Consider the following 13,566-nt stretch of genomic DNA (forward strand, 5'->3'; position numbering starts at 1 on the left):
GCCGTCGGGCGGCCGCCGAGGCTCAGTGCGCCTTCGAGACCTGCGCCAGCACCTCGGGGCCGCGGCGGTCGAGCGCGGCGCCGCCGAAGCGGATGCCGAGCCATGACGCGAGTGCGCCGATCAGGAGCGCCGCCGCGAGCGCGACCCAGCCGAGCCACGGGATCCACAGCGCGGCCACCGCCGGCAGCAGGAACGGCGCGCCCGCGATGCCGAGCACCGGCAGCGAGAGCGCCACGCCTGCGAGCGGCTGCACGCCGCCCGACGAGCCGCGGCCGAGCGGGTTCGAGCCGGGCGGCGGCGCCTCGCCCGGCAGGTGGGCGCCGAGCCACAGCAGCGCGCCGCCGACGAGCCCGTACGTGCCGACGCCGACGGCGAGGCTCGCGGGCAGCGCGTCCCAGCGGCCGGCCGCCCAGCACGCGAGCACGGCGGTGATCGCGAGCGCCGGCACGAAGACGACCGAGGTGCCGAGCAGCCGGCCCGCGCGGTCGTCGACGCCGCGCACCCCGGCGAGCAGGTGCCACGCGAACGCGCTGCTGTCGTAGGCGACGTCGATCTGCAGCATGCTCGCGGCGATGATCGCCGTGAGCAGCGGGAGCACGAGCGCCACGGGCCCACGAGGCACCTCCTCGGCGACGAGCTGCAGGCCCGCGATCATCGCGGGCACGATGAGCACCGCGATCACGTTCATGAGGTGCCGCACGTCGCGGCGGCGGTAGCGGATGCTCCGCGCCGCGATCGCGCCGGCCGGGGTGGCGGGGAGCAGGCGGTCGAGCAGGCGCCCCTCGCGCACCCGTCCGCCGCCGCGGAGCACGATCGGGTTCGTCAGCCGCTCCGCGAGCAGGCGGCCCCACGCCCACCAGCACAGCGCGACCGTGGCGAGGGCGATCGCGAGCTTGGCGGCGGCCTCCGGCCAAGCGCCGGCCGCGACGGCGCGCGGCACGTCGAACACGGCCCCGAGCGGCGTCCACCCGACGACGCGCGACGCATCCGCCACCACCGGCGCCGCGTCGCCCAGCTCGCCGACCCCCGCGGCGAGCGACTGCATGCCGATCGCGACGCCTGCGATCGCGACGAGCAGCAGCAGCGCCATGACGTCGCGGGCGCGGCGGCTCGCGAGCTGCCGGGCGAGCAGGTCGGCGACGACGCGCGTGACGAGCAGCACCGTGAGCACCGCGACCGGCAGCAGCAGCGCGCCCGCGACGAGCGCCGCGGCGGAGGTCGACCAGACGATGAGGCCGATCACGACCGCGAGCACCGCGACCGCGCCCCAGGGGTCGAGCAGCGAGGCGGCGAGCAGCCCGCGCCGCAGCTGCGGCACGCGCACCGGCAGCAGGCTGAAGCGCTCGGGCGCGAGCGGGTCGCTCGTGCCGACGAGCACCGCGATCGCGGTGAGGCCCACGGTGAGCGCGGCGCCCGCGAGCACGGCGGCGTGCGCGCCGAGCTCGGGCACGAGCACGCGGATCGCGATCGCGCCGAGCGCGCTCGAGCCGAGCAGTGACAGCGCGCCGAGCACGCTGAGCACGAGCGCGACGACCGCCCACGGGCTCTCCCGCAGCGAGCCGACGAGCAGCCGGTACCTCAGCGCGATGCAGAGCGCAGCCACGCGAGCGTCTCCGTCCCGAGCGCCTCGCGGCCCACCAGCTGCACGAAGCGGTGCTGCAGGCTCGTGCCTGCGCGCACCTCGTCGAGCGTGCCGGTCGCGAGCAGGCGCCCCTCGGCGACGACGGCGACGCGGTCGCAGAGCGACTCGACGAGCTCCATCACGTGGCTCGAGAGCACGACGGTGCCGCCGGAGGCGACGAAGCCGCGCAGGATGGCGCGGATCGCCTCGCCGGAGACCGGGTCGACCGACTCGAACGGCTCGTCGAGCACGAGGAGGCTCGGGGCGTGGATGAGCGCGCACGCGAGGGCGATCTTCTTGCGCATGCCGGCGGAGTAGTCGGCGACCGCCGTGCCGCCCGTGCCGTCGAGGCCGAGCGCACCGAGCAGGTCGGACGCGCGGGCGACGACGTCGGTCTCGGGCATGCCCCGCAGGAGGCCCGTGTAGCGCAGCAGCTCCGCGCCGGTGAGCCGGTCGAAGAGGTGCACGCCGTCGGGCAGCACGCCCATGATCGCCTTGGCTGCGGCCGGGTCGCGCCAGACGTCGCGCCCCAGCACCGCGGCGGCGCCGTGGTCGGGGCGCAGGAGCCCCGTCGCCATCGAGAGGGTCGTCGTCTTGCCGGCGCCGTTCGGCCCGACGAGCCCGAAGAGCGAGCCCTGCGGCACGGCGAGGGTGAGCCCGTCGACCGCGACCTTCTGCCCGAAGCGCTTCGCGAGCTGCTGCAGGTGCAGCGCGGGGACCGGCGCCGCGGCGGGCTCCGCCGCCTCCATCAGTGGAGGGCCGCGTTCAGCTCGACGCCGCGGCCGTCGCGCGCGACGACCTCGACGGCGCCCGAGACCGAGTTGCGGCGGAAGAGCAGACCCGGCCGGCCCGAGAGCTCGACCGCCTTCACCGTCTCGCCGCCGGGCTGGACCGTGACCTTGGTGCCCGCGGTGACGTAGAGCCCCGCCTCGACGACCGAGTCGTCGCCGAGCGAGATGCCGACGCCCGCGTTCGCGCCGAGCAGCACGCGCTCGCCGAGCACGATGCGCTCGGTGCCGCCGCCCGAGAGCGTGCCCATGATCGACGCGCCGCCGCCGATGTCGGTGCCGTCGCCGACGACCACGCCCTGCGAGATGCGGCCCTCGACCATCGAGGCGCCGAGCGTGCCCGCGTTGAAGTTCACGAATCCCTCGTGCATGACGACGGTGCCGGGCGCGAGGTGCGCTCCCAGGCGGATGCGCGCGGCGTCGCCGATGCGGACGCCCTCGGGCAGCACATAGTCGGTCATGCGCGGGAAGCGGTCGAGCACCTGCACCTGGATGCCCGCGCGCTGCAGCTGCACGCGGTGGGCGGCCGCCCACGCGGGGTCGACGGGGCCGGCGCTCGTCCACGCGACGAGCGGCAGCGCGCCGAAGATGCCGTCGAGGTTGATCGAGTTCGGGCGCACGAGGCGGTGGCTCAGCAGGTGCAGGCGCAGGAAGGCGTCCTCGACCGACGACGGCGGCGCATCCAGGTCGATCTCCACCAGGCGGTGCTCGACGTCGACGCCGCGCTCGGGGACGGGGCCCGCCTGCTCGGCCAGGCCCTCGGGCGCGGCGGCGCCGTCGGCCGCGCCGAGCGCCGGCGCCGGGTACCAGGCGTCGAGGATGCGCCCGTCGAAGACGGTGACGAGCGCATGTCCGTGTGCGGGGCGAGCCATGCTCCGAGTCTAGGCTGGAGGCCATGGCCGCTCCCTCGCTCGACCTGTCCGCGACCGCCGTCGACCTCACCCGCCAGCTCTGCGACATCGACTCCGTCTCCGACAACGAGGGACCCCTCGCCGACGCGATCGAGGCGGCCGTGCGCGCGCACCCGCACCTCGACGTGTCGCGCGTCGGCGACACCGTCGTGGCGCGCACGCACCTCGGGCGCGACCGGCGGGTCGTGATCGCCGGGCACATCGACACCGTGCCGATCAACGGCAACGTGCCGGTGCGCGACGTCGAGGTCGACGGGGAGCCGCACCTGTGGGGCCGCGGCACCGTCGACATGAAGGCGGGCGTCGCCGTGCAGCTCAAGCTCGCCGCCGAGCTCGCCGAGCCGGACGTCGACGTCACGTGGATCTGGTACGACCACGAGGAGGTGGGGGAGGACCGGAACGGCCTGCGCCTGCTGGCCGCCGCCCATCCCGAGCTCATGGAGGGCGACTTCGCCATCCTGGGCGAGCCCTCCAACGGCCACATCGAGGGCGGCTGCAACGGCACGCTGCGGGCCGAGATCCGCACGCGCGGCGTGCGCGCCCACTCGGCGCGCTCGTGGGTCGGGCACAACGCCATCCACGACGCCGCCGAGGTGCTGCAGGTGCTGCAGTCGTACCGGCCGCGGTCGATCGAGGTGGAGGGGCTGACGTTCCGCGAGGGCCTGAACGCCGTCATGATCTCCGGCGGCGTCGCCGGCAACGTCATCCCCGACGAGTGCGTCGTGCAGGTCAACTACCGCTTCGCGCCGTCGCGCTCGGTGCAGGAGGCGACCGAGCACGTCGTCGACCTCTTCGAGGGCTTCGACGTGCGCGTCGTCGACGCGGCCGCGGGCGCCCGCCCGGGCCTCGACGCGCCGCTCGCGCAGGAGTTCATCGACGCCGTCGGCGCGACGCCGCAGCCGAAGTACGGCTGGACCGACGTCGCCCGCTTCTCGGCGCTCGGCATCCCAGCCGTCAACTTCGGCCCCGGCGACCCGACGAAGGCGCACGCCGACGACGAGTCGGTGCCGGTCGCGCAGATCGTCGCGACCGAGGAGAGCCTCCGCACGTGGCTCTCGCGGGCCTGACCGACCGGGGCGCCCGCCTCGCCGAGCGCTGGTGGCTGTGGCCGCTCGCGCTGTGGCTCGTCTCGCGGCTCGTGAGCACGGCGTTCCTCGGCGCCTTCGCGGGCGTGCAGGGGCGCTCGTTCTGGACGCCCGCGGGCCCGGGGCTGCTCGACTACTCGACCATGTGGGACGCCCACTGGTACTACATCGTCGCCATGTCGGGCTACCCGGCCGAGCTGCCGCTCGACGACGACGGGCACGTGGGGGAGAACGCCTGGGCGTTCATGCCCGTCTACCCGATGCTCGCGCGCGCGATCATGGCGCTCGGGCTGTCGTGGGATGCGGCGGCGGTGCTGCTGTCGGTCGCGGCCTCGGCGGCGTTCGCGCTCGTGGCCTACCGGCTCCTGCAGGAGATCGCGCCGGGCCGCGAGCGGTTCGCGCTCGCGCTCGTGCTGCTGTCGCCCGTCGCGCCCGTGCTGCAGCTCGGCTACGCCGAGTCGCTCTTCCTGCTGCTGCTCTCGGGCGCGCTGCTCGCATGGCGGCTGCGCGCGTGGGAGTGGCTGTGGGTGCTGGTGCCGATCATGTCGCTCACGCGCCCGGGCGGGCTCGCGTTCGCGCTCGCGCTCGGGCTGTGGTTCCTCGTGCGCTGGGCCCGCGAGCGCGACGCGTTCCCACCGAGGGAGCGGTGGATGCTCGTGGGGCTCGGGGCGTGGAGCGCGCTGTGGGGCTTCGGCTGGCTCATCGCCTGCACCGTCGTGACCGGGAGCATCGACTCCTACCTCGAGACCGAGCTCAGCTGGCGGTCGGCGTACATCGGCCGACAGGAGCTCGTGCCGTTCACACCCTGGCCGATCGGGCTCGAGTGGTGGTTCGGCCCGTGGTGGCCCGTGTGGCTCGTCGGCATCGTCGCGGCGGCGGTCGCGCTGCTCGCCGGCCCCTGGGCAAGCGGCGTCGCGCTCGAGGGGAGGCTCTGGACGATCGCGTACCTCGTCTACCTCGCCGCGGTCTGGTTCCCGCAGTCGTCGACGTGGCGGCTGCTGCTGCCGATCTTCCCCGCCGCGGCGATCGTCGCCGCGCTGCGGCCGGGGTGGGCGCGGGCGCTCGTGCTCGCCGCGTCGATCGCGCTGCAGCCGGTGTGGATCTGGTTCTGCTGGCACCACATCGCCCCGGACTGGAGCGTGCCGTAGGGCGCACGGCCATGCGCCGCGCCTGCCGGAACTGTCAGCGGGACATGAGACAATAGAGCCACGAGAACTGAAGGGGGAGCCGCATGGCCGCCATGAAACCACGCACCGGCGATGGACCGCTCGAGGCCGTCAAGGAGGGCCGGCTCATCGTCGTCCGCGTCCCGCTCGAGGGCGGAGGCCGGCTGGTCGTCTCCGTGAACGACGAGGAGGCCGCCGCGCTCCACAGGGCGCTGGGCGAGGTCGTCGTCTCCGCATGACACCGGCGGGCCGCTGAGCCCGACAGCTGAAGGGGCCGATCCACTGGCGGATCGGCCCCTTCGCCGTCGGTGCGGCGAGGCTCAGCGGGTGGGCTCGGGGAGCCGCACGATCTGCAGCAGGCCGTCGCCGACGGGCGACACGGCGGCGCGCACGGCGTCGCTCGTCGAGAGCTCCTTCAGCAGCGCCCGCACGTCGGCGACGCTGTCGTCGCGCTGCGCGGGATCGGCGACGCGGCCGCCGAGCAGCGCGTGCGCGACGAGCACCGAGCCGCCCACGCGCACGAGCGCGAGGGCGTGCTCGACGTACTCGAGGATGCCGGCGGTGTCGGCGTCGAGGAAGACGATGTCGTAGCTCGCCTCGTTCATGCGGGGCAGCAGGTCGCGCGCCTTGCCCGTGATGAGCCGCGCGCGCGTGACCGGGATCCCGGCCTGCGAGAACGCGGCGCGCGCGTGCTGCTGGTGGTCGAGCTCGGTGTCGATCGAGGTGAGGGTCGCACCCGGGGCGCCGCGCAGCAGCCACAGGCCGCTCACGCCGGCGCCGGTGCCGACCTCCAGGATGGCGTTCGCCTGCGTCGCCGCGGCGACGGCGGCGAGCTGCGCCCCGACGCTGGGCGCGACGGCGGTGATGCCGAGCTCGCCGGAGGCGTCTCGTGCTGCGGTGAGCACCTCGTCCTCGGCGGCGAGGTCGTCGAGGTACTTGGCGATGAGCGATGGTGTCTGCACGGTTCCTCCGCCCGCGAGCCTACCGAGCCCGGCGCATCCGGCCCGCCGCGGCTCGCCGCCCGGAGGCGCACCCGCGCGGCTCGACTACCCTGGAGGGGTGTCCTTCGCCGGCATCACCCTCGACAAGCTGCTGCTCATCGCGCTGCTCGCGGCCTTCCTCATCGGCCCCGAGCGGCTGCCCGCGCTCGCCGAGAAGCTCGGCGCCCTCGTGCGGGGCCTGCGCGACCTCGCCGGCGGCGCGAAGGAGCGGATGCGCGAGGAGATGGGGCCGGAGTTCGACGAGGTCGACTGGCGGAAGCTCGACCCGCGGCAGTACGACCCGCGGCGCATCGTGATGGAGGCGCTGCGCGACCCGCCCGAGGACTTCGCGAGCGCGTCGGCGAAGGCGTCGGTCGCGACCGTGACGGGCCTGCCCGCACGGCCCTCGGGCCCGATGCGGTTCGACGACGAGGCGACCTAGCCCCGCGCGGCGCTCACGCGGGGGCGAGCGGCAGGCTGCGGCGGGCGATCGGCCGCGTGCCGCGGAGCGCCTCGGCGAGCGCGATGACCGCGGCGGCCGCCGGGTCGGTGGGCTCGGCAGCGACGACCGGCGCGCCCGCGTCGCCGCCGGCGCGCAGCGCCACCGACAGCGGGATGCGCGCGAGCAGCGGCACGCCGAGGCGCCGCGCGGCCTCGTCGCCGCCGCCCGCGCCGAAGAGCTCGAGGATGGAGCCGTCGGGCTGCGCGAGCCCGGCCATGTTCTCGACGACGCCCAGCACCCGCTGCCCGGTCTGCCGCGCCACCTCGGCGGCCCGCTCGGCGACATCGGCCGCCGCGCGCTGCGGGGTCGTCACGACGAGCACCTCCGCGTGCGGCAGCAGCTGGCCGAGCGAGATCGCCACGTCGCCGGTGCCCGGCGGCATGTCGATGAGCAGCACGTCGAGGTCGCCCCACCAGACGTCGGCGAGGAACTGCTGCAGGGTGCGGTGCAGCATGGGCCCGCGCCACGACACGGAGCGGTTGCCGTCGACGAACATGCCGATCGACACGAGCCGCACGCCGTGCGCCTCCGGCGGCATCATCATGTCGCCGACGCGCGTGGGCCGGGCGTCGGTGCCGAGCAGCGCCGGGATCGAGTAGCCGTGCACGTCGGCGTCGATCACGCCGACCGAGAGCCCGCGCGCCGCGAGCGCGACGGCGAGGTTGGCGGTGACGGTCGACTTCCCCACGCCGCCCTTGCCGCTCGCGACGGCGATGATGCGGGTCAGGGTGCCCGGCCCCAGCTGCGCCGGCCGCGAGCCGCGCAGCCGCTCGACGAGGGCCTGCCGCACGGCGGGCGCCATGACGCCGACCTCGACCTCCACGCGCTCGACGCCCGGCACCGACGCGGCCGCCTGCCGCACATCCGCCTGGATCCGGTCGGCCGCCGGGCACGCGGCCACGGTGAGCTCGAGCCGGATGCGCGCGACCGTGCCGTCGAGGACGGCCTCGGGGATCATGTCGAGCTCGACGAGCGGCCGCCGGATCTCGGGGTCGACGACCGTCGAGAGCGCCCGGGCGAGCGCAGGGTCGATCGTCACTGCGGGGCGCGCCGCTCGTCGAGGTCGTCGACGAACGACTTCAGCTCGGCGCGGATGAACTCGCGGGTGGCCATGTCGCGCATCGCCATGCGCAGCGCCACGACCTCGCGGGCGAGGTACTCGGTGTCGTTGAGGTTGCGCTCGGCGCGCAGGCGGTCCTGCTCGATCTGCACGCGGTCGCGGTCGTCCTGCCGGTTCTGCGCGAGCAGCAGCAGGGGAGCGGCGTAGGAGGCCTGCAGGCTGAGCACGAGCGTCAGCAGCGGGAAGCCCTGGTCCTGCGGGTCGAACTGCGCCTCGGGCGGCATGAGCGAGTTGTAGCCGAGCCAGAAGGTGACGAAGATCGTCATCCCGATGAGGAACGCGGGCGTGCCCATCGCGCGAGCGAACGACTCGGTGAAGCGGCCGAAGCGGTCCTTCGACTCGGGCATGCGGATGCCGCGGCGCGACTTCGGGCGCGCGAACCGGTCGTCGCGCTCAGCCACGCGGCGCCTCCTCCTGCGCGCGCCAGTCCTCGGGCAGCAGGTGGTCGAGCACGTCGTCGATCGTCACGACGCCCACGAGCCGCCCGGCCGGGTCGACGACCGGCACCGACACGAGGTTGTAGGCGGCGAGCTGGCGCGTGACCTCGGCGGCGGAGGTGGAGGACAGCACGGGCTCGATCTGGTCGTCGAGCAGCGTGCCGACGCGCTCGTTCGGCGGGTAGCGCAGCAGGCGCTGGAAGTGCACCATGCCGAGGAAGCGGCCGGTCGGCGCCTCGTACGGCGGCAGCGTGACGCAGATGGCGGCGGCGAGCGCCGGCGCGACCTCGTGGCGGCGGATGAGCGCGAGGGCCTCGGCGACGGTGGCGTCGGAGGCGAGGATGATGGGCTCGGTCGTCATGAGCCCGCCCGCGGTGTCGGCGCCGAACGCGAGCAGCATGCGCACGTCCTCCGCCTCCTCGGGGTCCATGAGCTCGAGGAGCGTCTCGCCGCGGTCGGCGGGCATGTGCGCGATGAGGTCGGCGGCGTCGTCCGGCTCCATCTGGTCGAGCACGTCGGCGGCGCGGTCGTCCTCGAGCGCGTTGAGGATCTGGATCTGCCGATCCTCGTGCATCTCCTCGAGGATGTCGGCGAGCCGGTCGTCCGAGAGGTCCTCGGCGACCTCCATCATGCGCTGCTGCGGCAGGTCGAGCATCGCCGACGCGGCGTCGGCCGCGGGCAGCTCCTCGAGCGAGGCGAGCAGGTGCTCGGTGTCGTGCTCGGCGCCCGGCTCGTGCTCCACCTCGTGCCAGCGCGCGAGCGCCGTCGGGCCCTTGCCGAACGGCCCGGTCTTGGGCTTGCGCAGGAAGAGCTCGTCGACCTCCCACTCGCCGGGGCCGCGCTCGGCGATCGAGAGGTCCTCGAGCGTCGCGCCCGAGCCGTCGCGCAGGCGCACCTGGCGGCCGAGCACGTCGGCGAGCAGCAGGCGCTCGCCGCCGCGCTGGCGGAAGCGGCGGTCGCTGATGGCGGAGGCGATGAGCTGCCCGCCGCCGATCGACAGCAGCCGGCCGATCGAGAGGAAGACCTTCTGGCGGCTCGTGTCCTCGACGACGAGGCCGACGACGCGCGGGGAGGCGTCCTGCCGCGGCACCGTCACCACGTCGCGCACCTTGCCGATCCGCTCACCGGCGGGGTCGAAGACGCCCGCGCCGGCGAGGCGCGCGACGAAGACGGTGGGTGCGCTCATGCCGTCCAACGTACCGCGCGCGGTGACGCCGACAGCGAACCGGACCGGGCCGCGCGGGGTGCGCGTGGGAGACTGGGAAGGTGAGCATGTTCCAGGGAGCAGCGCGCGGGGACCAGCAGCTGCCGCGCGGCGTGGTCGTGGCGTCGTTCGAGACGTACGAGCAGGCGCAGGCGGCGATCGCGAAGGTGTCGGGCGCCGACGCCGACCTCGCGGGCCTGGCCATCGTCGGCAACGACCTGAAGATCGTCGAGCGCATCACCGGCCGCCTCACCTGGGGCAAGGTCGCCGGCGCGGGCGCGCTGCGCGGTCTCGGCTTCGGCGCCTTCATCGGCCTCGTCTACATGCTCTTCGTGCCCGAGGCGATCAGCTCGGTGCTGCTGTTCCCGCTCCTCGGCCTCGCGTTCGGCATCCTGCTCGGGGTGCTCTCGCACGCGATGACGCGGCGCAAGCGCGACTACGCCTCGGTGCAGCAGGTGCTCGCGGGCCGCTATGACGTGATGGCGCCGCAGCAGACCGCCGGCAAGGCCATGCACATCATCGGGCAGCGCGGCACGCCGGTGCCGGCCGAGGAGCCCGAGGCCGCGCCGACCGCGCAGCAGCCGGCAGCGCCGGCAATGCCCGAGCAGCTGCCGCCGCCCGGCGCCGCGGCACCCCCCGAGCAGCCCTCAGACGAGCGCCGCTGAGGTGCGCGCCGCCTCGCGCACCGCATCGGTGACGAGGTCGAGCAGCGGCGAGGCGAGGTTCCAGCGCTGCCAGTGCAGCGGCACCTCGATGCCGTCGTCGGCGAGCTGCACGAGCGAGCCGTCGGCGACGCCCGCCTCGTACTGGCCCGGCAGCAGCATGCCCCAGCCCAGGCCCATCCGGATCGCCTCGGCGTACTCGGCCGAGGCGCTGATGATGTGGCGGGGCGCCTCGGCGCGGGCGCCGTGGCGCCGCGCGAAGGCCGCCTGCAGCGTGTCGTGCAGGTCGAAGTCGACGATCGGAGCGCGCTCGAGGGCGGCCCGGGTCGGCCCGTCGGCGAACCAGCGCTCGGCGAAGGCGCGCTCGGCCACGGCGACGTAGCGCATCCGGCCGAGCGGGCTCGAGACGCAGCCAGCGACGGGCGTGCGCTGCGAGGTCACCGCGGCCATGACCGAGCCCTGCTCGAGCAGCTGCGCGGTGCGCTCCTGATCCTCGCGGCGGATGTCGAAGGTGACGTCGCGCTGCGCGGCGACCGCGCCGAGCGCCGGCAGGAACCACGTGATGAGCGAGTCGGCGTTGACCGCGAGCGGGATGCGGGGAGCAGCGGCCTCCTCGCCGAGCGCGACGCGGGTGTCGTGCTCGAGGAGCGCGAGCTGCCGCGCGAGGCGCACGAGCGGCTCGCCGGCCTCGGTCGCGCGCACCGGCTTCGTGCGGCGCAGCACGACGCGGCCGACCCGCTGCTCGATGGCGCGGATGCGCTGGCTCACGGCGCTCGGGGTGATGCCGAGCTGCGCGGCGGCCCGGTCGAGCGTGCCGGCGTCGACGGCCGCCGCGAGCGTGCGCAGCTGATCGAGGGGCAGGTCCACGGCTCGATCGTAGATGAAGCGCAGCTTCCGATGCTGCAGGATCCTTCGCTGGTCTGCAGATCGCGGCGCGCATAGCCTCGAGCACGTGGATCAGCAGCTCATCGCCCTCGCCTCGGGCCTCGGCGCCTCGCTCGGGCTCATCATCGCCATCGGCGCGCAGAACGTGCACGTGCTGCGGCAGGGCATGCGCCGCGAGCACGTCGGGCTCGTGATCGCGATCTGCGCGGTGTCGGATGCGCTGCTCGAGACCGCGGGCGTCGCGGGCCTCGGCGCGGTGATCTCGGGCATCCCGTGGCTCGAGGCGGTCGCCCGGTGGGGCGGCGCGCTCTTCCTGCTCGTCTACGCGGCGCTCGCCGCGCGCCGCGCGTGGCGCGGCGACGACCGGCTCGAGCTCGCGCCGGAGCCCGTCGGGGAGGGACAGGCGGCACCGGGCGCGCCCGCTGGCACCGCGGTCGCCCGGCGCTCGGCGTCGGCGCTGTCGGTCGCGGGCACGACGCTCGCCATCACCTGGCTCAACCCGCACGTGTACCTCGACACCGTGGTGCTGCTCGGCTCCGTCTCGACGGGCTTCGCCGACGACCGCTGGTGGTTCCTCGCCGGCTCGATCGCGGGCTCGGTCGTCTGGTTCACGGCGCTCGGCCTCGGCGCGCGCCTGCTCGCCCCCGTGCTCCGCACCCGGCGCGCGTGGCGCATCCTCGACGCCGGCATCGCGGCCGTCATGCTCGCGATCGCCATCGCCCTCGTCGCGGGCTGAGGGTCAGCGCTCGCGCACCCGACGCATCCACGCCTCCACCTCGTCGGCGGTGCGCGGGATCGCGCCCGAGAGGTTCCGGGCGCCGTCGGCGGTGACGACGATGTCGTCCTCGATGCGCACGCCGATGCCGCGCAGCTCCTCCGGCACGGTGAGGTCGTCGGCCTGGAAGTAGAGGCCCGGCTCGATCGTGAAGACCATCCCCTCGCGCACGACGCCGTCGTGGTAGAAGTCGCGGCGGGCGGCGGCGCAGTCGTGGACGTCGAGGCCCAGGTGGTGGCTCGTGCCGTGCACCATCCAGCGGCGGTGCAGCTGCTGGTCGGGCTCGAGGCTCTGCTCGGCCGGGATCGGCAGCAGGCCCCACTCGGCGGTGCGGCGGGCGATGACCTCCATCGCGGCGGCGTGCACCTCCTTGAAGACGATGCCCGGTCGCACGATCGCGAACGCCGCGTCGGCCGCCTCGAGCACCGCGTCGTAGACCTTGCGCTGCAGCTCGGTGAACTCGCCCGAGATGGGCAGCGTGCGCGTGATGTCGGCGGTGTAGAGGCTGTCGACCTCGACGCCCGCGTCGAGCAGGATCAGGTCGCCCTCGCGCACCCGGCCGTCGTTGCGCGTCCAGTGCAGGTAGCACGCGTGGTGGCCGGAGGCCGCGATCGTGTCGTAGCCGACCGCGTTGCCGTCGAGCCGCGCGCGACGGTGGAAGGCGCCCTCCACGACGCGCTCGCCGCGCTCGTGCCGGGTCGCCTCGGCGAGGTCGGCGATCACGTCGTCGAAGCCGCGCGCGGTCGCGTCGACCGCGGCCTGCACCTCGGCGATCTCGTACGCGTCCTTCACGAGCCGCAGCTCCGACAGGTCGCGCGCGAGCACGTCGCCGTCGGGGTTCGCGCCCGCGACCATCGCCTCGACCGCGGCGTCGGCGCCGGCGACGACCAGTGCATCCGCCTCGCCTCCGGCCTCGAGCGCGCCCGCGAGGCCGTCGAGGTCGGCGACGCGGAGGCCCAGCTCCGCGGCGACGTGGTCGAGCGACGGGCGCGGGCCGACCCAGAACTCGCCGATCGCGGGGTTGGCGTAGAACTCGGTCGTGCCGCGCCCGGCGGGCCCGCGGAAGTAGAGGGTCGCCTCGTGGCCGTCGCCCGTGGGCTCGAGCACGAGCACCGAGTCGGGCTCGGCGTCGGAGCCCCAGCCGGTGAGGTAGGTGAAGTCGGGGTGCGGCCGGAACGGGTAGTCGGTGTCGTTCGAGCGCACCTTGAGCCCGCCCGCGGGGATCACGAGGCGCACGCCCGGGTGCATCGCCGAGATGCGCGCCCGGCGCTCGGCGGCGGGGGCGGCGGATGCGCGCGGCGCGGGCGTCGTCGCCTCGCGCTCGGCCCAGCCGGTCTGCACCTGCTCGGTGAACGCCGATCCCGTCGGCGTGGTGGAACGGTTGGTCGTGCCCTGCATCGTCGTCGATTCGCTCATGGGCCCCATCATCC

Annotated in this window: 15 protein-coding genes; 6 read left to right on the forward strand and 9 right to left on the reverse strand. The window is 74.9% G+C overall.

Features of this window, described 5'->3' with window-relative positions; genetic code table 11:
- Positions 1 to 22 precede the first annotated feature (22 nt).
- The 3 genes from FQ330_RS08275 to dapD are packed head-to-tail and all read right to left on the reverse strand — an operon-like array spanning position 23 to position 3,281.
- Positions 23 to 1,603: a hypothetical protein gene (locus FQ330_RS08275; RefSeq protein WP_146356683.1), complete on the reverse strand. Its 1,581-nt coding sequence runs from the start codon at positions 1,601 to 1,603 to the stop codon at positions 23 to 25.
- Positions 1,579 to 2,370, reverse strand: coding sequence for an ABC transporter ATP-binding protein (locus FQ330_RS08280; RefSeq protein WP_146356685.1), 792 nt, complete (start codon positions 2,368 to 2,370; stop codon positions 1,579 to 1,581). Before FQ330_RS08280 ends, FQ330_RS08275 begins: the two co-directional genes overlap by 25 nt.
- Entirely contained in the window at positions 2,370 to 3,281 is a 912-nt protein-coding gene (gene dapD, locus FQ330_RS08285; RefSeq protein ID WP_146356687.1) for a 2,3,4,5-tetrahydropyridine-2,6-dicarboxylate N-succinyltransferase, read from the reverse strand. Before dapD ends, FQ330_RS08280 begins: the two co-directional genes overlap by 1 nt.
- Positions 3,282 to 3,304: 23 nt before the next feature.
- Between dapD and dapE the strand changes: the two genes are divergently transcribed.
- The 3 genes from dapE (at position 3,305) to FQ330_RS08300 (ending at position 5,810) form a co-directional block, all read left to right on the forward strand.
- Positions 3,305 to 4,387 carry a succinyl-diaminopimelate desuccinylase gene (dapE, locus tag FQ330_RS08290; RefSeq protein ID WP_146356689.1) on the forward strand — a complete coding sequence of 361 codons (1,083 nt, stop codon included), beginning with the start codon at positions 3,305 to 3,307 and terminating at the stop codon, positions 4,385 to 4,387.
- A complete protein-coding gene (locus tag FQ330_RS08295; protein WP_146356691.1) occupies positions 4,369 to 5,553 on the forward strand; it encodes a hypothetical protein in 1,185 nt (394 codons plus the stop codon). Before dapE ends, FQ330_RS08295 begins: the two co-directional genes overlap by 19 nt.
- An 83-nt stretch (positions 5,554 to 5,636) precedes the next feature.
- Positions 5,637 to 5,810 (forward strand): DUF3117 domain-containing protein, encoded by a 174-nt coding sequence (locus FQ330_RS08300; protein WP_128189917.1) that lies wholly within the window; start codon positions 5,637 to 5,639, stop codon positions 5,808 to 5,810.
- Positions 5,811 to 5,891: 81 nt separating this feature from the next.
- Here FQ330_RS08300 and FQ330_RS08305 read toward each other — a convergent pair whose 3' ends face one another.
- On the reverse strand, positions 5,892 to 6,533 hold the full coding sequence (locus FQ330_RS08305) for an O-methyltransferase (RefSeq protein WP_128189916.1): 642 nt from the start codon (positions 6,531 to 6,533) through the stop codon (positions 5,892 to 5,894).
- A 97-nt stretch (positions 6,534 to 6,630) separates the two neighbouring features.
- Between FQ330_RS08305 and FQ330_RS08310 the strand changes: the two genes are divergently transcribed.
- A complete protein-coding gene (locus FQ330_RS08310) occupies positions 6,631 to 6,993 on the forward strand; it encodes a Sec-independent protein translocase family protein (RefSeq protein WP_225792761.1) in 363 nt (120 codons plus the stop codon).
- Between the two features lie 13 nt (positions 6,994 to 7,006).
- Here the strand turns inward: FQ330_RS08310 and FQ330_RS08315 are convergent, their stop codons facing one another.
- Genes FQ330_RS08315 through FQ330_RS08325 form a run of 3 tightly spaced genes read right to left on the reverse strand, consistent with a single transcriptional unit; the run spans position 7,007 to position 9,796 of the window.
- Entirely contained in the window at positions 7,007 to 8,092 is a 1,086-nt protein-coding gene (locus FQ330_RS08315) for an Mrp/NBP35 family ATP-binding protein (protein WP_146356693.1), read from the reverse strand.
- Positions 8,089 to 8,520 (reverse strand): DUF1003 domain-containing protein, encoded by a 432-nt coding sequence (locus FQ330_RS08320; RefSeq protein WP_128189927.1) that lies wholly within the window; start codon positions 8,518 to 8,520, stop codon positions 8,089 to 8,091. The genes FQ330_RS08315 and FQ330_RS08320 overlap by 4 nt, the downstream gene beginning before the upstream one ends.
- Before the next feature lie 46 nt (positions 8,521 to 8,566).
- On the reverse strand, positions 8,567 to 9,796 hold the full coding sequence (locus tag FQ330_RS08325) for a magnesium transporter MgtE N-terminal domain-containing protein (RefSeq protein WP_146356695.1): 1,230 nt from the start codon (positions 9,794 to 9,796) through the stop codon (positions 8,567 to 8,569).
- Between the two features lie 86 nt (positions 9,797 to 9,882).
- Between FQ330_RS08325 and FQ330_RS08330 the strand changes: the two genes are divergently transcribed.
- Positions 9,883 to 10,479, forward strand: coding sequence for a general stress protein (locus FQ330_RS08330; protein WP_318655689.1), 597 nt, complete (start codon positions 9,883 to 9,885; stop codon positions 10,477 to 10,479).
- On the opposite strand, the gene FQ330_RS08335 is transcribed toward FQ330_RS08330, so the two are convergent.
- Positions 10,462 to 11,343: a LysR family transcriptional regulator ArgP gene (locus FQ330_RS08335; RefSeq protein WP_146356699.1), complete on the reverse strand. Its 882-nt coding sequence runs from the start codon at positions 11,341 to 11,343 to the stop codon at positions 10,462 to 10,464. The genes FQ330_RS08330 and FQ330_RS08335 overlap by 18 nt on opposite strands.
- 85 nt (positions 11,344 to 11,428) lie before the next feature.
- On the opposite strand from FQ330_RS08335, the gene FQ330_RS08340 reads away from it, so the two are divergent.
- Positions 11,429 to 12,097 carry a LysE/ArgO family amino acid transporter gene (locus FQ330_RS08340; RefSeq protein WP_225792762.1) on the forward strand — a complete coding sequence of 223 codons (669 nt, stop codon included), beginning with the start codon at positions 11,429 to 11,431 and terminating at the stop codon, positions 12,095 to 12,097.
- A gap of 3 nt (positions 12,098 to 12,100) precedes the next feature.
- Here the strand turns inward: FQ330_RS08340 and FQ330_RS08345 are convergent, their stop codons facing one another.
- Positions 12,101 to 13,552, reverse strand: a complete 1,452-nt coding sequence (locus FQ330_RS08345; RefSeq protein ID WP_146356703.1) for an aminopeptidase P family protein — start codon at positions 13,550 to 13,552, stop codon at positions 12,101 to 12,103.
- Positions 13,553 to 13,566: the final 14 nt, after the last annotated feature.

The organism is Agrococcus sediminis (assembly GCF_007923295.1).
GTDB lineage: Bacteria > Actinomycetota > Actinomycetes > Actinomycetales > Microbacteriaceae > Agrococcus > Agrococcus sediminis.

Bases quoted from the DNA above. Each gene is read 5' to 3' on its own strand.
- dapD (WP_146356687.1), bottom strand. From the start codon at position 3,281: ATGGCTCGCCCCGCACACGGACATGCGCTCGTCACCGTCTTCGACGGG.
- FQ330_RS08325 (WP_146356695.1), bottom strand. From the start codon at position 9,796: ATGAGCGCACCCACCGTCTTCGTCGCGCGCCTCGCCGGCGCGGGCGTC.
- FQ330_RS08330 (WP_318655689.1), top strand. From the start codon at position 9,883: ATGTTCCAGGGAGCAGCGCGCGGGGACCAGCAGCTGCCGCGCGGCGTG.
- FQ330_RS08280 (WP_146356685.1), bottom strand. From the start codon at position 2,370: ATGGAGGCGGCGGAGCCCGCCGCGGCGCCGGTCCCCGCGCTGCACCTG.
- FQ330_RS08300 (WP_128189917.1), top strand. From the start codon at position 5,637: ATGGCCGCCATGAAACCACGCACCGGCGATGGACCGCTCGAGGCCGTC.
- FQ330_RS08345 (WP_146356703.1), bottom strand. From the start codon at position 13,552: ATGAGCGAATCGACGACGATGCAGGGCACGACCAACCGTTCCACCACG.
- dapE (WP_146356689.1), top strand. From the start codon at position 3,305: ATGGCCGCTCCCTCGCTCGACCTGTCCGCGACCGCCGTCGACCTCACC.
- FQ330_RS08320 (WP_128189927.1), bottom strand. From the start codon at position 8,520: ATGCCCGAGTCGAAGGACCGCTTCGGCCGCTTCACCGAGTCGTTCGCT.